General features: G+C 68.3%; 17 protein-coding genes. 4 read left to right on the top strand and 13 right to left on the bottom strand.

Annotated elements, in window-relative coordinates; translation table 11 throughout:
- Positions 1–162: 162 nt before the first annotated feature.
- Together ABE424_RS12610 and ABE424_RS12615 are read left to right on the top strand one after the other, a co-directional pair.
- A complete protein-coding gene (locus ABE424_RS12610; protein ID WP_346491585.1) occupies positions 163–1,752 on the top strand; it encodes a choline dehydrogenase in 1,590 nt (529 codons plus the stop codon).
- Positions 1,753–1,975: 223 nt separating this feature from the next.
- Entirely contained in the window at positions 1,976–3,313 is a 1,338-nt protein-coding gene (locus tag ABE424_RS12615; protein ID WP_346491584.1) for a serine hydrolase domain-containing protein, read from the top strand.
- A gap of 138 nt (positions 3,314–3,451) precedes the next feature.
- Here the strand turns inward: ABE424_RS12615 and ABE424_RS12620 are convergent, their stop codons facing one another.
- From ABE424_RS12620 to nudE, 9 genes are all read right to left on the bottom strand, one after another.
- A complete protein-coding gene (locus tag ABE424_RS12620; RefSeq protein WP_346491583.1) occupies positions 3,452–4,030 on the bottom strand; it encodes a hypothetical protein in 579 nt (192 codons plus the stop codon).
- Between the two features lie 927 nt (positions 4,031–4,957).
- Complete coding sequence (gcvH, locus tag ABE424_RS12625) at positions 4,958–5,353, bottom strand: glycine cleavage system protein GcvH (RefSeq protein WP_179460306.1); 396 nt, start codon at positions 5,351–5,353, stop codon at positions 4,958–4,960.
- Positions 5,354–5,451: 98 nt separating this feature from the next.
- Positions 5,452–6,564 carry a glycine cleavage system aminomethyltransferase GcvT gene (gene gcvT / locus ABE424_RS12630; RefSeq protein ID WP_346491582.1) on the bottom strand — a complete coding sequence of 371 codons (1,113 nt, stop codon included), beginning with the start codon at positions 6,562–6,564 and terminating at the stop codon, positions 5,452–5,454.
- A gap of 85 nt (positions 6,565–6,649) precedes the next feature.
- The gene (locus ABE424_RS12635) at positions 6,650–7,081 is read right to left on the bottom strand and encodes an NfeD family protein (RefSeq protein WP_346478795.1); all 432 of its coding nucleotides are present in this window, start codon (positions 7,079–7,081) and stop codon (positions 6,650–6,652) included.
- Between the two features lies 1 nt (position 7,082).
- Positions 7,083–8,045, bottom strand: coding sequence for an SPFH domain-containing protein (locus tag ABE424_RS12640; protein WP_046272684.1), 963 nt, complete (start codon positions 8,043–8,045; stop codon positions 7,083–7,085).
- A gap of 96 nt (positions 8,046–8,141) precedes the next feature.
- Positions 8,142–8,465: a YnfA family protein gene (locus tag ABE424_RS12645; protein WP_346491581.1), complete on the bottom strand. Its 324-nt coding sequence runs from the start codon at positions 8,463–8,465 to the stop codon at positions 8,142–8,144.
- Positions 8,462–9,274 (bottom strand): nucleoside triphosphate pyrophosphohydrolase, encoded by an 813-nt coding sequence (gene mazG / locus ABE424_RS12650; protein ID WP_346491580.1) that lies wholly within the window; start codon positions 9,272–9,274, stop codon positions 8,462–8,464. The genes ABE424_RS12645 and mazG overlap by 4 nt, the downstream gene beginning before the upstream one ends.
- A 16-nt stretch (positions 9,275–9,290) precedes the next feature.
- Positions 9,291–10,094, bottom strand: a complete 804-nt coding sequence (cysQ, locus tag ABE424_RS12655; protein ID WP_346478798.1) for a 3'(2'),5'-bisphosphate nucleotidase CysQ — start codon at positions 10,092–10,094, stop codon at positions 9,291–9,293.
- Positions 10,091–10,639, bottom strand: coding sequence for an ADP compounds hydrolase NudE (gene nudE / locus ABE424_RS12660; protein ID WP_121039027.1), 549 nt, complete (start codon positions 10,637–10,639; stop codon positions 10,091–10,093). Before nudE ends, cysQ begins: the two co-directional genes overlap by 4 nt.
- Before the next feature lie 50 nt (positions 10,640–10,689).
- Here nudE and bioA point away from each other — a divergent pair, with 50 nt between their 5' ends.
- Both bioA and ABE424_RS12670 read left to right on the top strand, forming a co-directional pair.
- The gene (bioA, locus tag ABE424_RS12665) at positions 10,690–12,081 is read left to right on the top strand and encodes an adenosylmethionine--8-amino-7-oxononanoate transaminase (RefSeq protein WP_346491579.1); all 1,392 of its coding nucleotides are present in this window, start codon (positions 10,690–10,692) and stop codon (positions 12,079–12,081) included.
- Entirely contained in the window at positions 12,072–12,806 is a 735-nt protein-coding gene (locus ABE424_RS12670) for a 16S rRNA (uracil(1498)-N(3))-methyltransferase (RefSeq protein WP_346491578.1), read from the top strand. The genes bioA and ABE424_RS12670 overlap by 10 nt, the downstream gene beginning before the upstream one ends.
- Before the next feature lie 91 nt (positions 12,807–12,897).
- On the opposite strand, the gene ABE424_RS12675 is transcribed toward ABE424_RS12670, so the two are convergent.
- The 4 genes from ABE424_RS12675 to ABE424_RS12690 form a co-directional block, all read right to left on the bottom strand.
- On the bottom strand, positions 12,898–13,371 hold the full coding sequence (locus tag ABE424_RS12675; RefSeq protein ID WP_176990619.1) for a chemotaxis protein CheW: 474 nt from the start codon (positions 13,369–13,371) through the stop codon (positions 12,898–12,900).
- Between the two features lie 29 nt (positions 13,372–13,400).
- Positions 13,401–14,741, bottom strand: coding sequence for a chemotaxis protein CheB (locus ABE424_RS12680; protein ID WP_346491577.1), 1,341 nt, complete (start codon positions 14,739–14,741; stop codon positions 13,401–13,403).
- On the bottom strand, positions 14,707–21,417 hold the full coding sequence (locus tag ABE424_RS12685) for an Hpt domain-containing protein (RefSeq protein WP_346491576.1): 6,711 nt from the start codon (positions 21,415–21,417) through the stop codon (positions 14,707–14,709). The genes ABE424_RS12680 and ABE424_RS12685 overlap by 35 nt, the downstream gene beginning before the upstream one ends.
- A 94-nt stretch (positions 21,418–21,511) precedes the next feature.
- Complete coding sequence (locus ABE424_RS12690) at positions 21,512–23,548, bottom strand: methyl-accepting chemotaxis protein (protein ID WP_346491575.1); 2,037 nt, start codon at positions 23,546–23,548, stop codon at positions 21,512–21,514.
- Positions 23,549–23,567: the final 19 nt, after the last annotated feature.

Here is a 23,567-nt window from a genome sequence, read left to right on the forward strand (position 1 = left end):
CATGCGGGGAACTCCGGTCGTCGAAGCGCGCAAGGTAAACGATGCACCGCAACATCGCCAGCGTCCGGCGCGGCCATCGGCGCAACGCTGCGTGGCCCATGGCGCAGCCCCGGCCTGCCCCAACCTGTCTTATGCTCGGCGGGCACCCCGGCAAGGAGCGGCATGTACGACTACATCGTGATTGGGGCCGGCTCGGCCGGCTGCGTGCTGGCCAACCGGCTCAGCGAAGACCCGGCCTGCCGGGTGCTGCTGCTGGAAGCCGGCCCGCGCGATACCAACCCCTTCATCCACATGCCGGCCGGGTTGGCGCGGCTGGTCAACAACCGCCGCATCAACTGGAACCTGGAGACCGAGCCGGAGCCCGCGCTCGGCGGCCGGCGCCTGTGGTGGCCACGCGGCAAGGTGTTGGGAGGATCGAGTTCGATCAACGCGATGTGTTACGTGCGCGGCGTGCCTGACGACTACGACGGCTGGGCAGCCGGCGGCGCCACCGGTTGGGGCTGGGAGCAGGTGCTGCCGTGGTTCCTGCACAGCGAGCGCAACAGTCGTGGGGCCAGCGCGCTGCACGGCGATGCCGGCCCGCTGTCGGTCTCCGACCTGCGCCACCACAATCCCCTCTCGGCTGCCTTCATCGCCGCCGCACGGGAAGCCGGCCACGCGCACAATCCCGACTTCAACGGCGAACAGCAGCTCGGCGTGGGCCTGTACCAGGTCACCCAGCGCGACGGTGCACGGTGTTCGAGCGCCGATGCCTACCTGCGCCCCGCGCGCCAGCGGCGCAACCTGACCGTGCTCACCGGCGCGCAGGCGACCGCGCTGAGCTTCGAGGGCACGACGGCGACCGGTGTGCACTATCGACGCGCGGGTCGCCACCTGCATGCGCGCGCGGCAGCGGAGGTGATCCTCAGCGCCGGCGCCATCCACTCCCCCCACCTGCTGATGCTGTCCGGCATCGGCGCAGCAGATGCGCTCCGCTGCCATGGCATCACCCCGCGCGTGGACCTGCCCGGGGTCGGCCGCAACCTGCAGGACCACCTCGACATCTGCACCGTCGTGCACACCGGGCCGGGCGTCAGCTACGACCGCAGCAGCGAGCTGCGCATCGCCGTCGATTACTTCCTGCGCGGCCACCGGGGTGCCGGCACCAGCAACCTGGCCGAGGCCGGCGGCTTTGCCCGCTCGTCGCTGGCCACCGATGCGCGCGCCGACGTGCAGTTCCATTTCGTCCCGGCGATGCTCGACAACCACGGGCGCCATCGGCTGCCCGGCGATGGCTACACCCTGCATGCCTGTCCCCTGCACCCGCGCAGCCGTGGCCAGCTGCGCCTGCGCGATGCCGACGCACGCTCGCCGCCGCGTATCCAGGCCAACTATCTGGGCGATGCCGACGGCCATGACCTGAAGATGATGCGCGAATGCGCGCGCCTGTCCGCGGAGATCCTGCGCCAACCCGCCTTCGATCGCTGGCGCGGCGCGCCGGTGTTTCCCTCCGGTACCGATCTGGACGACGCCGCACTGGACGCCTTCATCCGGGCCAAGGCCGAGACCATCTACCACCCGGTGGGCACCTGCGCGATGGGCCGGCACCCCGAGGCCGTGGTCGACCCGACCCTGCGCGTGCACGGCACCGAGCGGCTGCGGGTGGTGGATGCCTCGGTGATGCCGCGCCTGGTCAGTGGCAATACCAACGCGCCGACCCTGATGATCGCCGAACGCGCCGCCCACTGGATCCGGGCGGCCGCGGCTGGCTGAACAGGGGTGCGCTGCGCCCCCGTTCGACGTGTGCGACCTCAGCCTGTCGGGACCGGCAAAACCCGCACGTTTTCAATGTGATACGCATTCATCTTCGATTCGTTTGTGCAATGGCGAAAAGCGGCGCTAGAATCGGTCCCAGCAGTCGCGCACGGGCACCCACACGATGAACCAGAACAACAGGCGCCGACCGATCCGTTCGGCGGCCACCGGGTTGTTGGGCATGTTGATGCCCATCGCCATGTCTTCCACCGCGCAGACGCCCGCCACGGCGCCCGCCGCGTTCCCGGTCAACATCGAGGAGTCGGCGCCCAGCGCCGCCCCGCACACCCAGCCTGCCGCGTATCGCACCACGGCCGCCGGCCTGAAGGTGCAGCCGCCTGCGCAGGGCTTCAACGTCGCCTCGATCGAATCGATGGCGCAGCAGCTTACCTATGGTGAACGCGTGCCCGGCATGGCCGTGGCGATCGTCCAGGGCGGACGCGTGCTCAGCGCGCGCGGTTACGGCGTCACCGACGTCAACAACCCGCAGCAGGTCGATGCCCACACCGTATTCCGCCTGGCCTCGCTGTCCAAAGCTTTCGCCGGCACCATGGCCGGCCTGCTGGTCAACGACGGCACGCTGCGCTGGGACAGCAAGGTCACCGACTATGTGCCCGGCTTCCAGCTGAGCACGCCCGAAGCGACCGAGCGCCTGACCGTGGCCGACCTGCTCAGCCATCGCGTCGGCCTGCCCTACAACGCCTACGACCGCGACGTCGAAGCCAACGCCGAGTACTACACGCTCACCCACAAGCTGGCCGCCACCTCGCTCAAGTGCCTGCCCGGCGACTGCTATGCGTACCAGAACGTGGCCTTCAGCCTGATCGGCGACGTGGTCTACGCCGCCTCGGGCAGCTTCTACGAGCAATCGGTCGAGCGCCGCCTGTTCAAGCCGCTGGGCATGGACGACGCCAGCCTCGGCCTCGCCGGTATCCAGGCCAGCTCGCGCTGGGCACGCCCGCACGTGCGCAGCCGCAACGGCTGGGTCGCACTGACACCCAAGCCGACCTACTATCGCCTCGCCCCGGCCGCCGGCGTCAACGCCAGCGCCAGTGACATGGCGCAGTGGCTGCTGGCCCACACCGGTCACCGCCCCGACGTGCTGCCCGCCCCGCTGCTGGCCACGCTGCACGCCAGCCTGATCAGCACCCCGGGCGAATTGCGTTCGGGCTGGCGCCGCGAACGCCTCAACTCGGCCGGCTATGCCCTCGGTTGGCGCACCTTCGATTACGCCGGCCACGAAGTGATATTCCACGCCGGCGCCGTCCAGGGCTATCGCGGCCTGGTCGCGCTGATCCCCGAGCGCGACCTCGGCATCGCGATCATGTGGAACGGCGAAAGCAGCCTGCCCAGCGGCCTGCTGCCGACCGTGCTCGACCAGGCGATGGGCCTGCCGACCCAGCGTTGGCTGGACGTGGACACCGACTTCGGCAGCGACAACCTGATGGCCGAAGACGCCGCCCCGCAGGGCAAGCGCAAGGGCGTTTCGTCGAACCGGGCGGTCGCCTCGCCGCGCTGATCCCGCCCGCGAGTGGCATCAAAAAAGGCGACCTCAGGGTCGCCTTTTTTGTGCGCTCTTTTGGCGTCGCCCATAAAAAAACTCCTTCCCCGCTGGGCTGCCAGGGAAGGAGTCTCAGGTACGGCTATCGGGAAAAACTTAGATCAGCGGTGCCGGGGTTGCCGGCAGGGCGACCGGAGCGGCCTTCTTCTTGCGAACGGCCGGCTTGCGCTTTGCGACCTTCTTCACTGCCTTCTTGGCCGACGCCTTCTTGGCCGGAGCCTTGCGGGCGGTCGCCTTCTTGGCCGTGGCCTTCTTGGCTACCTTGCGGGTGGCCTTCTTGGCGGTCTTCTTGGCAGCCTTCTTCGGAGCGGCTTTCTTGGCTACCTTGCGGGTCGCCTTCTTGGCCGTCTTCTTTACCGCCTTTTTCGCGGTCTTCTTGGCGGCTGCCTTCTTCGCAGTCTTCTTGACGGCCTTCTTCGCCGTCTTCTTCACTGCCTTCTTCGCGGTCTTCTTGGTCGCGGCCTTCTTTGCCGTCTTCTTCACGGCCTTCTTCGCCGTCTTCTTCACGGCTGCCTTGCGGGCGGTCGCCTTCTTGGCCGCCTTCTTCACCGTCTTCTTGGCAGCCGCCTTCTTGGCTACCTTCTTCACGGTCTTCTTGGCAGTCGCCTTCTTAGCGACCTTCTTGGCTGCCTTTTTGGCGGCCGGCTTTTTCTTCGCAGCTTTCTTGGTTGCCATGGGATGGCTCCTCGTCAGTGATCTATGGAGTGGAAACGCCCAGGTAAAGCAAACCCGCCGTTGCTGCGTCGCGGGGACCGCCGTCGCGTCATGCGCGTCGTGACGGATACGGAGACACCTGCCATGTGCGGCCAGGCAGATATCGGATCAGGAAGGGTCTTGCGGTTCGCTGAAGGAAGCGAAGCCATCTCCACCGTCATCGGACGCGAGGTGGATGTCCAGGTTGTGCTTCGCGACTTGATGTCGATTCTGCTCACTCTGTTCGCAGGCAAGGTCTGCTGAGGCGAAACCTAATCACGCTTTTTTTCACTGTCAACAACCCCGGCGAAAAATTTTCACACCGGCGCCTTGCCGCGACGCCCCCGCCGCGCCCTGCGATCACCCCGCAAGCGCGCCACGGCATCGCCCGCGCGGGCACCGCATGCAAGCAGGCGCTGACACCGTCGAAAAGAAAAACACTTAAAAGAAGCACTTTCGTGTCGCGACATCGCAACATCGCCGTGTACTGCGGCATCGCCGTGGACGCGCACCGGGTTGGACCGCACCCGCCGCGGGACTGCCCGTGCGGACCTTAAACGGACCGAAAAACTTTTCACATCCGCCCGCGCTTTTTTCGACCCGATTCGCGTAACTGCGCAAACTTTTGACCGTCCGGCACCGACGCGTTCGTGCCTGCCATCGGCGCTAGAACGTCGCCGACGCGTCCACATCGATCCCGCATCGGCATGCCGTCGGTCGTCGACGCGGGCCAGATCACCGGCGCGCATCGACACCGGACCGATCGTCATGAGGCGGTCGGTTCGCGCGCTATGCAGGTCCGCAACACGCACGACCCTCACGCACTACTAACGGCATCGACACGCACCCGGCGCGCGGGCAAAAAAAAACGGCCGCACCAGGCGGCCGTTCTTCTCACCGGAAACGCGATCAGTGATCTTCGTTTTCCAGCAGCTCGGCGTAGTCGTCCGGACCCAGCAGTTCGTTGACTTCGTCCAGGCCGGCCACTTCGACGACATAGATCCAGCCGTCGCCGTAGGCGTCTTCGTTGATGGTTTCCGGCTTGTCGCTCAGGGCCGCATTGACCTCGACGACGGTGCCGGTGATCGGGCTGTACACGTCCGAAGCCGCCTTGACCGACTCGACCACCGCCGCCTGTTCGCCGGCCTTGACCTCCTGGCCAACCTCCGGCAGTTCAACGTAGACCAGGTCGCCAAGCAGGCCCTGGGCGTGGTCGGAAATACCGACGGTGACGCGGCCGTTGCCTTCAACGCGTGCCCACTCGTGGGACTTGAGGAATTTGAGGTCGCCGGGGATCTCGCTCATGGGACTGCTCCGAGGAATATCAGGGGGGGTCAAGAAACGGGGGTAGTGTAACCAACCGGCGCGGATGCGCATGCGTCCGCACCGGGTACTTCACGGCATCAGCCGTCGATCAACACGCCGGGCTGGGCCTGGCCTTCGCGCACGAACGGGAACTTCACCACGCGCACCGGGACCTGCTTGCCGCGGATGTCGACGCGGACGTCGCCCAGGTCGCCGCCCGGCACGCGCGCGAACGCGATGCCCTTGCCCAGCGTCGGCGAGAAGGTGCCGGACAGGATCTCGCCTTCGCCGCTGGCGGTCAGCACGACCTGGCCGTGGCGCAGCACGCCCTTTTCGTCCATCACCAGGCCGATCAGCTGACGGGCGTTGCCGGCCGTCCTCTGCGCCTCGAGCACGTCGCGCCCGATGAAGTCACGGCCTTCGTCCAGTGCCACGGTCCAGGCCAGGCCGGCTTCGTACGGGGTGATCTCTTCGTCCATGTCCTGGCCATAGAGATTCATGCCCGCTTCCAGGCGCAGCGTGTCGCGCGCGCCCAGGCCGGCCGGGCGCACGCCGGCGGCGGTCAGCGCCGTCCAGAACGCGACCACGGCGGTCTGCGGCAGCAGGATTTCGAAACCGTCCTCACCGGTGTAGCCGGTACGCGCCAGGAACAGCGGGGTGCCGTCGGCGGTGGTGGTTTCCAGCGCGGCGAACCGGCCGAGCTTTTCCAGCGCGGCGCGATCGCTCTCGCCCAGCAGGCCGATCACCCGCTCGCGTGCCGTCGGGCCCTGCACCGCGATGATGGCCAGGTCTTCGCGCTCGATGACCTCCACGTTGAAGGCGGCCGCCTGCTCACGGATCCAGGCCAGGTCCTTTTCGCGGGTCGAGGCGTTGACCACCATGCGGAAGAAATCGTCGGCCATGTAATAGACGATCAGGTCGTCGATCACCCCGCCGCGGGCATTGAGCATGCACGAGTACAGCGCCTTGCCGGTCGCCTTCAGCTTGTCCACCGAGTTGGCCAGCAGGGTGCGCAGGAACGGCTTGACCTGATCACCGCGCAGGTCCACCACGGTCATGTGGCTGACGTCGAACATGCCGGCATCGCTGCGCACCAGGTGGTGCTCGTCCAGCTGCGAACCATAATGAATCGGCATGTCCCAGCCACCGAAATCGACCATCTTGGCGCCGAGTGCGCGGTGGGTATCATTGAGAAGCGTCTTCTGGGTCATGACCGGTTCCGGGGGAATGAAGGCAAGAAAGCATTATCCCAGAACCGCCTTCACAACGCCTGCGGCGGTGCGGGAAAACCGCGGATCAGGCCTGCTGCACCTTCAGCGTCATGCCCTCCACCGCCACCACCCGCACCGGGCTGCCGGCCGGCAGATCCGGCCCGGCCACCACCCAGAACGCATCGTCGATCTTGGCCCGGCCCTTGCCGGCCACGATGGCCTGGTCGAGCACGACCACCCGTCCGATCAGCTGCTCGGCGCGCCGGTTCAACAGCGGCTGGTCGCTCTGGCGATCATGCGATCGCCCCCAACGCCGGTAGCACTGGATCGAGACGACGCTGAGCACCACGAAGGCGACCACCTGCCACAGCAGCGGGATGTCGGCGAACACCGCGACAAGCACGAACACGGCGGCGGCGCCGATCCCGATCCACAACATGAAGGCGCCGGGCGCGAGCGCCTCGGCGGCGAACAGCACCAGTGCCAGCGCGCCCCAGGCCACGACTTCCCAGCGCATGTCAGCCTCCGATCCGCGGCGGGACGCCGCGCGTGGCTTTCTTCTCTTCCTGCTTGGCGAACGCCTCGCGTGCCAGTTCGGCGACACCGGCGATCGAGCCGATCACGCCGCTGGCCTCCATCGGCATCAGCACCAGCTTCTGGTTCGGCGACGTCGCCAGTTCCTTGAATGCTTCCACATACTTCTGCGCGATGAAGTAATTGATCGCCTGCACGTCGCCCTGGGCGATCGCCTCGGAGACCATCGTGGTCGCCTTGGCTTCCGCCTCGGCCAGGCGCTCGCGCGCTTCGGCATCGCGGAAGGCGGCTTCCTTGCGGCCCTCGGCCTCCAGCACGGTGGCCTGCTTTTCGCCCTCGGCGCGCAGGATCTCGGACTGGCGCGAGCCTTCGGCTTCCAGGATCTGCGCGCGCTTCTCGCGCTCGGCCTTCATCTGCCGCGCCATCGCGTCGAGCAGGTCGCGCGGCGGCTGGATGTCGCGGATCTCGATGCGGTTGACCTTTACGCCCCAGGGGTTGGTGGCATGGTCGACGACGCTCAGCAGCTGGGCGTTGATCACCTCGCGCTGGCTGAGCGATTCATCCAGGTCCATCGAGCCGATCACGGTGCGGATGTTGGTCTGCACCAGGGCGATCATCGCCACTTCCAGGTTGGCAACCTCGTAGGCGGCCTTGGCGGCATCGAGCACCTGGAAGAACACCACGCCATCCACGCGCACCGCAGCGTTGTCCTTGGTGATCACTTCCTGGCTGGGCACGTCCAGCACCTGCTCCATCATGTTCACCTTGCGGCCCACCCCGTACACGATCGGGATCAGGAAATGCAGGCCGGGCGACATGGTGTGGGTGTAGCGGCCGAAGCGCTCCACGGTCCATTCGTAGCCCTGCGGCACCATCCGCACGGCCTTGAACAGGATGACGACGGCCACGAAGGCCAGTACCAGCGAGAACAGCATGGTCGGAAACATCAGGTCACTCCCTTTCCCCGGAATCGTAGGTCCGAGTATAGCCACGCCGTCTTCACGCGACCGTAGGGGTTTTCCGCGGACCGGTGCCGATCCGGATCAGGCGGTGCGCGGGGCGAACATGATGACCATCATGCCGGCCAGGCACAGGCCGACGCCGAGCAGGTCCCACCGGCCGGGGCGGATGCCGTCGACCAGCCACAGCCACAGCAGCGCGGTACCGATGTAGACCCCGCCATAGGCGGCATAGACCCGCCCGCTGGCGGTCGGGTGCAGGGTCAGCAGCCAGGCGAACACCGCCAGGCTGGCGGCGGCCGGCAGCAGCAGCCACGCGCTTCCGTCCCTGCGCAGCCACAGCCACGGCAGGTAGCAGCCGACGATCTCGGCCACCGCGGTCAGCACGAACAGCAGCAGCGTCTTCACGGCTTGGGCTCGTCCGCCTTGGCCTGCTGCCAGAGCGCTTCCTGCGCGTCCAGGTCGAGTGCGGCCATCGACTGCCCGGCGGCCTCGGCCTGGGCTTCCATCGCCCGGAAGCGGCGTTCGAACTTGTGGTTGGCCAGGCGCAGGGCGGCGCCCACGTCCACCTTGGCGTGACGGGCCAGATTGGCGCAGACGAACAGCAGGTCCCCGAGTTCTTCCTGCAGGCGCGCGTGGTTCTCCTGGACCGGGCCGCGCGCGAATTCCGCGGCAACCTCGTCCAGCTCCTCGCGCACCTTGTCCATCACCGGCGCCGGGCCCGGCCAGTCGAAACCGACCCGTGCCGCGCGCGCCTGCAGCTTCACCGCCCGCTGCCATTCCGGCAGGCCGCGCGAGATGCCGGCCAGCACGGAGGTGTCGGTGTGGCCCCTGGCGGCACGCTCGGCGCGCTTGATCGCCTCCCAGTTGCTGTTGACGTCCTCGGCCCCGTCCACCTGGACCTGGGCGAACACGTGCGGATGGCGGCGCTCCATCTTGTCGCTGATCGCGCGGGCGACGTCGGCGAACGCGAAGGCGCCCTGCTCCTGCGCCATCTGCGCATGGAAGACCACCTGCAGCAGCAGGTCGCCGAGTTCGTCCTTGAGATCGTCGAGGTCGCCGCGGTCGATCGCATCGGCGACCTCGTAGGCTTCCTCGATCGTGTAGGGCGCGATGCTGGCGAAGTCCTGCTGCAGGTCCCAGGGGCAGCCCTGCAACGGATCGCGCAGGCGCGCCATGATGCCCAGCAGGCGGTCCAGTTCAGGGGTGGCAGGCATCGTTGCTCCAGTCAGGTCAAGCGGGCAGCCACGCGCGCCACGGCAGGCGGGTATCGCCCAGCGCGATGAAGTCACCGTTCAACAGGGTGTCGCGGCGGTTGTAGCGGAACGGCTTGCCGGTCTCGGCCGAGAGCACCGCGCCACCGGCCGCGTGCAATACGCACTGGCCGGCTGCGGTATCCCATTCCGAGGTCGGGCCCAGCCGCGGGTAGACGTCGAGCGTGCCTTCGGCCAGCCGGCAGAACTTCAGCGAAGAGCCCTGGGCGAGCACCTCGATATCGCCCATGCGGTCCAGCAGGGCCTGCGTCTGCGCGCTGCGATGCGAGCGGCTGGCCGCCACCCGCAGCGGTGCCGAAGCCGGCGTGCGGGTGCGCAGCACCGAATCACGCATGCCATCGCGGCGGTAGGCGAGCTCGCCGCGCATGGCGTGCCAGACCTGGCCGGTGGCCGGGGCCAGCACCACCCCGAACGCGGGCGCGCCCTGGTAGATCAGCGCGATGTTGACGCTGAACTCGTCGTTGCGTTTGACGAATTCGCGGGTTCCATCGAGCGGGTCGACCAGCCAGTAGGCGCCCCAGTGCTGGCGGATCTCCCACGGCACCTGCGCCGATTCCTCGGAGAGGATCGGCAGCTCCGGGGTCAGCTGCGCCAGCCCGCGCTCGATCACCTGGTTGGCACCGAGATCTGCAGCGGTGACCGGACTGTGGTCGGATTTGATCTCCACATCGAACGGCGTGGCGTACACCGCCATGATGGCGGCCGCTGCGTCCTGGGCGATGGCGATGACGGTTTCGCGCAGATCCGTCGTGAGTTTGATCATTCCTTCCGTCCCAGCCACTCGCGGGCGATGAACAGCGCCGCCAGCGATCGGCCTTCGGAGAAATCCTCGCGCAGCATCAACTGATCCAGATCGGCCAGTTTCCACGGCACGACCTCCAACTCCTCCGGCTCGTCGCCGACCAGGCGCTCGGGGTACAGATCGCGCGCCACCACCAGCCACGACTGGTGGCTCATGTAGGTCGGGGCCAGGGTCATCGCGCGCAGCACGTCGACCCGCCGGGCACCGTAACCGGCCTCTTCCTTCAATTCGCGGTCGGCGGCCTGTTCGGGCGTTTCGCCGGCGTCGATGCGGCCTTTCACCAGGCCCAGCTCGTAACGGTGCATGCCGGCGGCGTATTCACGCACCAGCAGCACGGTCTCGTCATCGAGCATCGGCACCACCACCACGGCGCCGTGGCCGCGGGTCACCAGCCGCTCGAAGCGGCGGCGTTCGCCGTTGGAAAACTCCAGATCCAGATGCTGGCGCTGGAACGGCCCGCTTTCCTCGTCCGTGATCTGGTGGATGATGGGCAGGCGACGGCTCATGCGAGCATCTCTAGAATGGGTACTGGTGAAAACGTGTTCATGAGCCCGAAATGCTAGCAGACCCAGCCCCCCTCACGCTGGCCGATCAGTGGCGGCAACGCGATCTGGCCGTGCTGTGGCACCCGTGCACGCAGATGCGCGAGCACCCCGACACCCTGCCCCTGCTGCCGATCGCTCGCGGCGAAGGCCCGTGGCTGATCGACCACGATGGCCATCGCTATCTGGATGCGGTGAGCAGTTGGTGGACCAATCTGTTCGGCCATGCGCAACCGCGCATCGGTGCGGCCATCGCCGAGCAGGCCACCCGGCTGGAACAGGTGATGCTGGCCGGCTTCAGCCACGAGCCTGCGGTACGGCTGGCCGAGCGCCTGCTGGCCATTGCCCCGCGCCAGACCGGGCGCGATCCGCTGGCCAAGGTCTTCTATGCCGACAACGGCTCGGCCGGGGTCGAGGTGGCGCTGAAGATGGCGTTCCACTACTTCCGCAACCGCGGCGAGAACCACCGCACCCGCTTCGTCGCGCTGGAGAACGGCTACCACGGCGAAACCCTGGGCGCGCTGTCGGTCGGTGACATCCCGCTGTACCGACGCGTGTATGCGCCGTTGCTGACCGAGGCGCTGTTCGCCCCCTCGCCCGATGCCTACCTGGCCGAGCCGGGCCAGAGCGCCGCGCAGCGCGCGCACCAGGCCGCCGATGCGCTGGCCACGCTGTTCGACCAGCACCCGGGCGAGATCTGCGCGGTGATCCTGGAGCCGCGCCTGCAGTGCGCCGGTGGCATGCGCATGTACGACCCGGTCTATCTGCAGCGTGCGCGCGCGCTGTGCGATGCCAACGGTGCGTTCCTGATCGCCGATGAGATCGCCACCGGTTTCGGCCGCACCGGCACGATGTTCGCCTGTGAGCAGGCCGGGGTGATGCCGGACCTGCTGTGCCTGTCCAAGGGCCTGACCGGCGGGTTCCTGCCGCTGTCGGCGGTGCTGGCCACGCAGGCCCTGTATGACGCCTTCCTCGATGATTCGCGCGAGCGCGCTTTCCTGCATTCGCACAGCTACACCGGCAATCCGCTGGCCTGTGCCGCCGCGCTGGCCACCCTGGACATCTTCGCCGGGGAGGACGTGATCGCGCGCAACCGCAGCACCGCCGAGGTGATGCGCACCCTGGCCGCGCCGTTCGCCGACCACGCGCACGTCGCCGATGTGCGCCAGGCCGGGATGGTGGTGGCCTTCGAACTGACCCGCAATGGCGACAAGCGCACGCCGTTCCCGGCCGAGGCCCGGGTCGGGCTGCACGCCTACAAGGCCGCGCTCAAGCGCGGGGTGGTGCTGCGCCCGCTGGGCAATGTGCTGTATTGGATGCCGCCGTACTGCGTGGAGGATGAACACTTGGATCTGCTTGCCCTGACCACCCTGGCCGCCATCGACGAGGCCGTCGCATGCGCGTGACCCGCAGCCATATCGATCATCCGCTGGCGGTCGGCCAGACCCTGGCGCTGCCCGAGGACGCCGCCAATCATCTGGTCCGCGTGATGCGCCTGCGCGAAGGCGACGGCTGCGTGCTGTTCAACGGCGATGGCCAGGACTACAGCGCCACCCTGGTCACCGTGGGCAAGCGCGATGCGCAGGTGCGGATCGAGAGCGCCACCGCACTGGACAACGAATCGCCGCTGCACATCACCCTGCTGCAGGGCATCGCCCGCGGCGAGAAGATGGACCTGATCCTGCAGAAGGCCACGGAGCTGGGCGTGCAGGCCTTCGTGCCGGTCAATGCCGAGCGCACCGAAGTGAAGCTGGATGCGGCCCGCGCCGAGAAGCGCCTGGCGCATTGGCACAGCGTGGTGGTCTCGGCCTGCGGTCAGTCCGGCCGCGCCCGCGTGCCCAGCGTGGCCCCTCCACAATCGCTCCAGGACGCCGCCAATGGGGTCGCGGCCGAGGCATTGAAGTTGACCCTGGATCCGCAGGGCGAGCACCGCTTGTCCACCCTGTCAGCCGCACCGGGCGGCGTGGTGATCGCGATCGGCCCGGAAGGCGGCTGGTCGCCGCGTGACCGCCAGGCGCTGGCCGCAGCGGGCTTCCAGGGCTTGCAGCTGGGCCCGCGCGTGCTGCGCACCGAGACCGCGGGTCTGGCCGCCATCGCCGCCGTGCAGGCGCGTCTGGGCGATCTGGGCTGAAGCAGAAACGGGGACAGAAACGGGGACGGACAGAAACGGGGACGGAGGTAGTTAATCGTGCCGATTAACTACCTCCGTCCCTGTTTTTTCCTCACCCCGCGACGGGGAAGGCTTCGTCGAGCGCCGCTTCCAGCGCATCCAGATCGGGCAGCAGCGCGCTCTGCTCGCCCAGCAGCACGCGCATGTGAACGCCCTGCGGCAGGGTGTCCTCGGAGGCGTCGGCCAGCAGGCCGTCGCGCGGAACCGCGATCAGCTGCGGGAAGGTCTGGGTCAGCAGGGCGAAGTACGGCCGGCGGGGATTGCCCCCCAGCGCCTTGAGCACCACCACCTTGTTGTTGGCCACCACCGGCTCGTCGCCCTGCCCGGACAACCGGGCGAAGGACAGCAGCGGGACGTCCCAGCCGTGCCAGGCGATCTGCCCGACCAGCCAGGCCGGTGCATCGGGGACGGTTTCGACCGGCACCTTGGACATCATTTCGGCGACGGTGGCGTTGGGCAGCAGCACGCGTTCGTGCCCGGCCTGGATCAGGACACCGCGGATTTCGTCGTTGCTGGCGTAACTCATGGAGATTCCTTCAAGGGTCCGCGGCGCGCTTACGCGTCCACGCCCCAGCGTTCGGCGATGGTGGCAGCGAGCTGCGGCGGTTCACCGGCATCCTGCCCGGCAACCACCACCGCACTGGCGGCGGTCGGGTCATAGCAGCCTTCACCCACCTGGCCGGCGACCCACGCACCGGCGGCCGCCAGGGCAAGGACTGCATCGACCTCGGCGGCGTCCGCACCACTGAGCAGGACCACGCCACTGTGCTGGGCCGGCAGTGCCGCGATCTGGATGCCGGCCGGGTCGGCGATGAAGTGCAGGCCGCCCTGGCGCACGGCGATGCCGATGTCGTCGGGCAGGATATAGGCCTGCCCCGCCGCCACGGCCTGGGCATCCTCGGCCAGCAGCACCGGCAGCGCGGAAACGCGTGCCATCTGCTTGACCAGATTGCCGTAACGGCCACCGTCCAGGCGCATATGCACCAGGACCGCAGTCGTCAGCGTCGCGGGCAGCGCGGCCAGGAGGCGGCGCAGCGCATCCGGCCCACCGATACCGGCCAACACCAGCACCGCGCCGGGACAGCCACCGTCGGGACCGGCCTCGGGTTCAAGCTCGACCAGTGACAGACGCTCGGTGTCGAAACGCTCCGGCTCCAGCGCCGGCCCGCTGGCCGACGATGCGGTGGCGACGACGGCATCCTCCTCGACCAGCGACCAGCGGCTGTGATCGCCGATCGACACGGCAGCCGCAGCCGGCGGCGCCGAGGCAGGGATCGGTGGAATCGGTACGCCGACCGGATCGGCGTCCACGGGCTGCAGCGCGGCCAATGCCTCTTCCAGCGAGACCGGCTCGCTCAGCTCCGCCGGCACCTGGTACAGGCCATCGGCGGGCACGTCGGACGCCGCGTCCTCCGCTTCGCGCAGATGGAACTCCAGCGGCGCATCGGCGTGCAGCTGCGCCGGGGTGACCGGCAGGCCCGGTTCGGGCTGCAGTTGCTGATCCTGTTCCGAGCCCGGCGGCAGCACGTCCTGGTGACCGTGCAGCTTGGCCACCAGATGCCGCGCCCAGCGCTGCGCTTCCCAGCCGTCGCGGCGGGCGGCCAGCTCGGCTTCGTCGAAGATCAGGGTCAGCGAAGGCGAGCCCAGGACCGGATCCAGCCGTTCCAGTGCGTCTTCGATCGCCGGTTCAAGGGCGATCAGCACCGCGCCCGGATCGGCATCGCGCAGGGACTGCAGGTCGAGCGTGTTGGGATCGTCCTCCAGCACTACGCGCGCGCCGGCATGGGCGAGCGCCTCGCGCAGGCGGTCGCGCGCCGGCCCGGGGCGGGCCAGCAGGGCCACCGACAACAGCGTAGGAGCGTCACTCGCGTGCACGGGCGATCCCCAGCAGGTCATACACGTTACGCATCAGATCCAGTTCCTGGTAAGGCTTGCCCAGGTAGCGCTGGACACCGAGTTCGAAGGCGCGTTGACGGTGCTTGTCACCGCTGCGCGAGGTGATCATCACGATCGGCACGCCCTGGTAGCGCGGATCGGCGCGCATGACGCTGGCCAGCTCGTAGCCGTCCATGCGCGGCATTTCGATATCCAGCAGCATCAGGTCCGGCACGCGCTCCTCCAGCCGCTCCAGCGCTTCGATGCCGTCGCGGGCGACCGCCACTTCGAAGTTGTGGCGCTCCAGGATGCGGCCGGTGACCTTGCGCATGGTCAGCGAATCGTCGACCACCATCACCAGCGGTACATCGCGATCGCTGACCTTGGCGGCGGCGGTGATCGGCTTGTGCGGGTTGGCCAGGTAGCGGCGCACCAGCGGGGCGACGTCCAGGATCACCACCACGCGGCCATCGCCGGTGATGGTCGCACCGTAGATGCCGGGCACCGAGGCGATCTGCAGGCCCACCGGCTTGACCACGATTTCGCGGTTACCCAGCACCTGGTCGATCGCCACGGCCACGCGCAGGTCGCCGGCCCGGACCAGCAGCAGCGGCACCTGGGCCTGGCCTTCGGCGCGGGCCTGGGCCTGGCCGATCAGCGTGCCCAGATCGTGCAGCGCGAATTCCTCGCCACCGTAGTGGTAGCCGCCGTTGGCGGTTTCGAAGCGCTCGCGCGAGATCCGGCCGATACCACTGACCGAGGCGACCGGCACCGCGAACGTGGTCTCGCCGATCTGCACGAACACTGCCTGGGTGACCGCCAGCGTCTGCGGCAGGCGCAGGGTGAAGGTGACGCCCTGGCCGCTGACCGAGTGGATGTCCACCGAGCCGCCCAGCTGGCGCACTTCGTTGTGCACCACGTCCATGCCCACGCCGCGGCCAGCCAGCTGGCTGACCTGGTCGGCGGTGCTGAAGCCGGGCGAGAAGATCATCGCATCCAGCTCGGCATCGCCCAGCACGGCATCGGCGGCGATCAGGCCACGCTGTTCGGCGCGGCGACGGATCGCCTCGCGATCCAGCCCGGCGCCATCGTCGGCCACTTCCAGCACGATTTCCGAGCCTTCGCGGCGCAGGCGGATGGCGATTTCGCCCTCCTCCTGCTTGCCCGCGGCACGACGCTGTTCCGGGGTTTCCAGACCGTGCGCGACCGAGTTGCGCAGCATGTGTTCCAGCGGCGCGACCATGCGGTCGAGCACGTTGCGGTCCAGTTCGCCGTGGGTACCTTCGAGGATGACGTGGACCTGCTTGCCGGTGTCCTGGCCGGCCTGGCGCACGACCCGGCGCAGGCGCGGCACGAGGCCATCGAACGGCACCATGCGCGCGCGCATCAGGCCGTCCTGCAGTTCCGAACTGACACGCGACTGCTGTTGCAGCAGCACGTCGTACTGGCGCGACAGATCGTCCAGCACGCCCTGCAGACCGCCCAAGTCAGCCGCGGACTCGTTCAGCGCGCGGCTGAGCTGCTGCAGCGTGGAGAAGCGGTCCAGTTCCAGCGGATCGAACTTGTGGTCGACCTGTTCCTGCTCGCGCTGGTAACGGGCCACGATCTGCGCTTCGGTTTCCAGGTCCAGTCGGCGCAGCTGATCGCGCAGACGGGCATTGGTGCGGTCCAGTTCGCCCATGGCGCCGCGGAAGGCACCGAGCTGCTGTTCCAGGCGCGAGCGGTAGATCGCCACTTCACCGGCGTGATTGACCAGGCGGTCGAGCAGATCGGCGCGCACGCGCACCTGTTCCTGCTGCGGCCGCGGCAGACCATCGTCTTCGCTGACGGTTTCCAGTGGCACCGGCGCCGACAGCGGCGCCGCCACCAGCGCGGCAATCGCCGCTTCGACCTGGGCATCACCGGACGGCAGCGCGGTGCCCACGGTCTCGTCCGGCTCGGGCGCGGCCCGACCCTGGGTGCGCTGCTCGAACGCCGCGATCAGGTCGTCCGGCATCGCCACGGTGCGGTGCTGGCCGGTACGGGTCAGCAGCTGGTGCAGGCGATCGAAGCCGCGTTCCAGCAGGTGCACGTCACTGCGGTCGATATCGGTCCGGTTGGCCGCAACGGCTTCCAGCAGCGACTCGATACCATGGCCCAGGTCGCCGATCGGATTGATCCCGGCCATGCGCGCGCCGCCCTTGAGGGTGTGCAGATCCCGCTGCAGGCCGGCGATCACGTCGCGGTCCTGCGGCGCGGCGCGCAGCTCGCTGATCAGGCCATCGCAGTGGTCGAGCAGATCCTTGCCCTCCTCCACAAAGATATCGACCAGCTCCTGGTCCAGCTGGGTGAAATCGAGCGCGTCGCCCGGCGCTGCGTCGTCGTTGTCGTTGTCGATGACATCGCCGGCGGGGGCGGCGTCGTGCGCGGACGCCTGGGTGAGCGATGCGGCCGGCGCGTCTTCCAGCTCGAAGAAGCGGGACGGGGCGGTATCAGCGGTTGGCGCGTCGGGCGCGGTGGCCTCGATCGCCTCGGCGAACGCATCGGCTTCGCCGGTGTTGTCGTCGGTCGCGTCCAGACCCAGTACGCCGGTATCGGAGGCATCCGGCGCATCGACGACGGTCAGACCATCTTCCACGGCCTGCTGTGCGTCCACCACCTCGCCAAACGCCGGTGGCGGCGGCAGGACCTCGTCCAGTGCCCGTGCGTCCTCGTCGTCGTCCTGCCCGGTGTCGCTCCAGCTGTCGTTGGCGGCGTCATCCACGGAGACCGCGTAGGCGCTGTCCGGTTCACGGACGGTGTCGGTGTTGGTGTCGGTCGCGAACTCGGCCTCGCGCGTTGCTTCGGTTTCGGTTTCGGTTTCGGTTTCGGTTTCGGTTTCGGTTTCGGTTTCGGCTTCGGTTTCGGCTTCGACTTCGACTTCGACTTCGGCTTCGACTTCGGCTTCGACTTCGACTTCGACTTCGACTTCGGCTTCGGCTTCGGCTTCGGTACCCATATTGGACACCACCGGTTCGGCCGGTTCGGCGAGCTGATCGAAGTAGCGCGAGAGATCCTCGGCGGAGGTAAGCTCGACCGACTCCAGGCCCGCATGGACCGACGCCAGATCGGCGTCCTCGCGCTCGTCAGTCACCGCATCCAGCGTCTGCGGCGCATCGCCCGCACGCACTGCGTCGGGCAGCGCGGCATCGGGCAGTTCTGCGTCCAAATAGGCCGACAGGTCATCGGTGCCGGTCAGCTCCATGGCGACCAGTGCATCCTCGTCGTCAGCCTGCGTGGACGAATGATCCGGCGTGATCACGCTCAGTCCGTCGGCCTCGAGTTCGGCCTGCTGCACGTCGGTCCCGGCGACATCGTCGGCGGTGGCGCGGACGGGCGCAGCATCGTCCGTCGCGATGGCTGCGTCCGCTTCGTCGGTTTCGTCAGCCTGTTCGGCCCGCTCCGCTTCGTCAGCCTGTTCGGCCTGCTCCGATTCATCAGCCTGTTCGGCCTGCTCGGCTTCGTCAGCCTGTCCGGCCTCCGCCTCTTCGGCGTACAAAGCTTCGTCGAGCAGGTCCAGATCGTCCTCGACCAAGGCCGGCCAGCGCGCTTCGGGCAGGGTATCCGCCAGGGCGACCAGGCGGGCAGCCAGGGCGTTCTGCACGGGCACGCGCGGTGCCTCGTCCTGCAGCGCCGCCATCGTGGTGGTGATCGCGGCGCAGGTGTCGGCCAGCGCAGCCATCCCGGCCGCACCCGGCAGCGCATCGGCGGCCAGCGAGCGCTTGATGTAGCTTTCCGCGGCGCCGGTGACGGCCGTGATCTCGGGCACGTCGGTCATCGCGAACGCGCCATTCATCGTGTGCACGGCGCGCAGCAGGCCATCGGTGACCGGCTGCGGGCCATCGGTCGCAGCATCCAGCCACGCCTGCAGCGTCGCCTGGTGCACCTCGACCTCGGCTTCCAGGATCTCGCGCAGGACGCTGTCGATATTGGCGGGGGTGCTCTCGACAACCAGCGCAGCCTCGGTCGCAGCGACCTCCTCCGTCGGCGTCGATACAGCGACCGCGGCAGCGCGCGGCAACGGCACATGGAAGGTTTCTTCGCCCGCGGACACGCGATCGGCGATGCCCTGCATGGCCTGCAGATCGGCGGTGACACGGCTGCCATCGCGCAGCGCGGCATTGAGCTGCGGCAGCACGTCATAGGCCTGGCCGACCAGCGCGACCACGGCCGGCGAGGCCGGGCGGCTGCCGTCGAGCACGCGGTTGAGCATGCCCTCGATCTTCCAGCTGAACTCACCCAGCGTACGCGCACCGACCAGGCGGCCACTGCCCTTGAGGGTATGGAACACGCGGCGGATCGGGCGCAGGCGGTCCAGGTTGTCCGGCGCGATGCGCCAGGCCGGGAGCAGATTGCCCAGGTTCACCAGTTCTTCGTCGAACTCTTCGATGAAGACCTCGCGGATGTCCTGGTCGATGTTCTCGCCATCGTCTTCGAAGCCGGCCTCGATGCTGGTGTCTCCGGCGATCGTGGCGGCAGGCGGGTTGACCGCCGCAGCCGCGGTCACCGGGGCATCGATCGGCGCCCCTTCCGGGCGGAACTGCGCGGCCGCCGCATCCAGCTCGGCCAGGAAGCGGGTCGAGGCATCGTCCAGTTCGATACGGCGGATCACCGCGTCCTGCACGGCTGGCGCCGGCAGCGTCGTCTCGACGGCGTCGGGGGCAGCGTCGAGATCCGTCGCAAACGTGCTGGGGGGTGCTTCGGCGCTGTCTTCCGCGGCGGCGACCGGGATCTCCTGCAGGAAGGTCGGCAGTGCTTCTACATCCACCTCGCCCTGCGCGAAGGGAGCGGAATCCCCGCCCCCGGCGGCACCCGCATCGGTGTCGTCGATCTGCAGCGACAGCACATCGTCGGCGTTGTGCAGATCCTCATCGAAGGTGAATTCGATCGGCTCGTCGCTCAGCTCCAGGGTGTCGTGCTCGGCGGCGACCGGATCGAATCCGTCGCCTGTCGCAACGAAGGCCGGCAGCGCCTCGGACGCGCGTGCGTCGTCGACGTCGGCAGGTTCAGGTGACGCCACGGCGGCGTCGGCCTGCGCAGCGTCTTCCCCTGCGGCATCGGCCTGCGGGGCGGAGGCCAGCGGCGACACGTCCCAGGTGGCACCGGCCGGTGCTTCGGCAATGACCGGGTCGAAATGGGCAAAGGTCGGCAGCGTCTCCAAGTCGTCGCCGCCCGCCAGGGTCCACTGCGGTGCATCGGCGGCGATCGGGGCGGTGGAGGCATCGAACACCAGCGCCGCCGGCGCGGCGACCGTCGGCGGCGGATCGAACGTGAAGTCCGGCAGCGGCGGCGGCAGGTTGGCCGGGCGCGGAACCTCGGCCGTCACGCCAAGCGCGATCGGCTCGGGCGCAGGCGCGTCCCACGGCGTCAACTCGATGGGTTCCGGCGCGACCGGCAGCGATTCCGGACCGGTCTCGGCACTCGGCTGGTTCGCGTCGGGCAGCGGCCAGTAACGCAGGGTTTCCAGGCTGCTGCGGGTGATGTCGAGAATCTCCTCGCGCCCCGGCCGGCGCTCGCGCAGGGCCTCGAGGTAGTACTCCAGGCTGGCCATGGCATCGGCCAGCGTGTCCAGCTGGCGACCGCTCGGCACGCGCTGCTTGTCCAGTAGTTCCACCGCGATGTACTGGCGCACGCCCTGCAGGTAATCGGCCGGCTCCGACAGATTGAGCATGCGCAGCGCACCAGCGACCTCGCCGAGCAGGCGCGGGACTTCCTGCAGTTCCTGGTGGTTCCAGTTGGTTTCGATGAAGGCGACGAAATGCTCGCGCGCGGCGGCGAAGTTGGCGATGGCTTCATGCGCCAGCACCTCCACCGTGCGCCGGTTTTCCACCGCGCTGGGATCGTCTTCGCCACTGCCGCCGGCGCCCAGGTGGGCGACCTGGTCGTCCAGCGAGGCATCCACGTAGAGCAGTGCACCGGCGATGTCCAGCAGCAGGCTCTCGTCGATCTGCTGCTGCCCGTCCACCACCTCGCGCAGCGCGTCGCGCTGCTGCACGACCACGCCGCGGGCCACGCCCAGGCCCATCATGCCCAAGGTATCGGCGACCGCGCCCAGCTCGTTGACCTGGGTCTGCAGCTGCACCGGCTCGCCACCGGTACGCAGGTGCAGGTCCAGCGCGTCCTTGATCCGCAGCAGCTCTTCCTTGACCGCGTTGCCGACGGTATCCAGCAGTTCGCGGTTGCGTCCGCTCAGGCTGCCGCGCGCATGGTCCAGCTCGGCCTCGGTGGCGCTGGCGCTGTCCGGGGCGAAGGCGAACAGCACGCTTTCATTGATGCCCGGCAGGGCGCGCGCCGAACGGATGTCATTCAGCAGCGGCAGCAGCACGATCGGAATGTCCCGATGGCCGTTCTGCAGGCGCTCCAGGTAGTCGGGCAGCAGCACGCTGCCGCGCATCAGCGTGGCGCAGGCTTCGTCACGGTCCGGCACTTCGCCGGCACCGATCGCGTTGGCCAGCTGCTCCAGCTCCTCGGCCACCATCGCCGGGGCGTACAGCTCGACCATGCGCAGGGTCCCCTGCACCTGGTGCAGGTAGCCGGCGCAGAAGCGCATGCGGCTGCCATCGGCAGGGTCTTCCACGTAGTACTCGACCTCGTTGCGCACCTGGCGCAGGGTCTCGTCCAGCTCCGGCTTGACCCAGCCCAGCGCAGCGTGGCTCATGGCATCGCGCAGCGTGCTCATGCCAGGTCTCCCGGCAGCTCGGCGCACATGGCGTGCGGTGATTTCTCGCGATGCATCATCTGCTTGTTCCTTCCCTCTCCGCCCTGCCCGCGGCTCACGCCGGCAGCTTGAAGTCGGCAACCGAGCGGCGCAGGTCGGCCGCCAGCTGTGCCAGGTGGCCGATCGACTCGGCGGTCTGTCCCGCGCCCTGCGAGGTCTGGCCGGTAATCTGACGGATCACGCCCATGGTGCGGGTGATGTCCGATGCCGCGGCCGACTGCTGCTGGGCAGCGATCGAGATGTTCTTGATGAGGTTGTTCAGTGCGTTGGAGACGCGCTCGATTTCGGTCAGGGCGGTACCGGCGTCTTCGGCCAGGCGCGCACCGGAGACCACTTCGGCGGTGGTCTGCTCCATCGAGCTGACCGCTTCATTGGTATCGGCCTGGATGGCCTGCACCAGGTTCTCGATCCGTCGGGTTGCACCGGACGTGCGTTCTGCCAAGCGCTGCACTTCGTCGGCCACCACGGCGAAACCGCGGCCGGCCTCACCGGCCGATGCCGCCTGCACCGCGGCGTTCAACGCCAGGATGTTGGTCTGCTCGGAAATGTCGTTGATCAGTTCCACGATCGAGCCGATTTCCTGCGAGGACTCGCCCAGCCGCTTGATGCGCTTGGAGGTCTCCTGGATCTGGTCGCGGATCTGGTCCATGCCCTGGATCGTCTCGCGGACCACGCCGGCGCCTTCGGCGGCGATGATCACCGAGCGCTGCGCCACCTCGGCCGACTCGGCCGAGTTGCGCGACACCTGCTCGATGCTCGAGGCGATTTCGCCGATCCGGTCCGACGCGGAGGTGATCTGGTTGGCCTGGTGGCCGGCCGCTTCGGCCAGCTGCATGGCGGTGGCCTGGGTTTCCTGGGTCGACACGGCGACCTTGGCCGAGGTGTCGTTGATCGTGGTCACCAGGTGGCGCAGTTCGTCCACGGCGTAGTTGATGGCGTCGGCGATGGCGCCGGTCATGTCCTCGGTGACCGAGGCCTTCACCGTCAGGTCGCCTTCACCCAGCGAGCTGATTTCATCCAGCAGCCGCATGATCGCCTGCTGGTTGCGGCTGTTGAACTCGACCTGGGTCTGGTAACGCAGCTCCTGCTCGCGCGAGCGGCTGCGCACGGTGCTGCCGACGAAGCCGACGATGGCGATCAGCGAGAACGCGCCGGACACCACGCCCAGCCAGAAATTCGGGAACAGGCGGGTGTCGCGCAGCGAGCCGAACGACGAAAACGCCTCGAACAGCTTCTTGCTGTCGCGGAGCATGTCCGCCGAGCCACCGGTCAGGGCCGCGGCCGAAGACTGCGCCGAGAACAGCTGGCGCGAGCTGGCCAGGATCGCATCGGCGTCCTGCTTCATCGTGTCCCACTGCTTCTGCGACTGTTCCAGCGCGGCCAGCGCCGGGCCGTTGCGGACCGCGGCGATGCCCAGTTCCTCGTTGCCGTTGCGCAGCGCGTCGAGCACCTGGGTGAACACCACCGAGTCGCGTGCCAGCGCATCACCCGCGGCCGCGGCATTGGCGCCACCGGCGCGCATTTCGGTCACGCGGCGGGCCATCGAGCCGACCACCACGACCTGCTGCAGGGCGTTGTAGAGCTGCGAAGACGGCGCGCCACTGGCCGACATCGCCCGGACCACTTCGTTCAGCTGTGCCTGCAGTGCGGGCACGCCGTTGACGAAGTTGTTGGCATTGCCGGCCAGCGCCAGCACCGCCGGTTCGCTGGCGACCAGCTGGCCGGCGCTCTTGCCGAGCGGCTCCCAGGTCTTGATCAGCGCGTTGAGCGGGCCGGCGACATTGGTCTCGGCACCGTAGCGGCCCTGCAGGGCGCTGACGGTGCTTTCGATGTCGCTCTTGGTCAGCTTGAACGCGGTGAACGCCTGGGCGTTGCCCGAGACCGCTTCACGGCCCTGGTTGGCCAGCTGCTGCGAGAGCACCTGCAGGTTCGCGGCATCGGTGCTGGCACTGGCCAGGCGACTGCCCTGCCAGGTCGCCACGCCGGTGTTCACGCCGAACACGATCATCGACACGGCCAGCAGGCCGAGCCAGAAATTGGTGCCCACCGAACCGAACTTGCCGGCCTTGGCGGATTCCGAAGCAGTACTCATCGTTCAACCTCGATCTTCG

The sequence above is a fragment of the Stenotrophomonas sp. TWI1149 genome (genome assembly GCF_039673155.1).
GTDB lineage: Bacteria > Pseudomonadota > Gammaproteobacteria > Xanthomonadales > Xanthomonadaceae > Stenotrophomonas > Stenotrophomonas maltophilia_AA.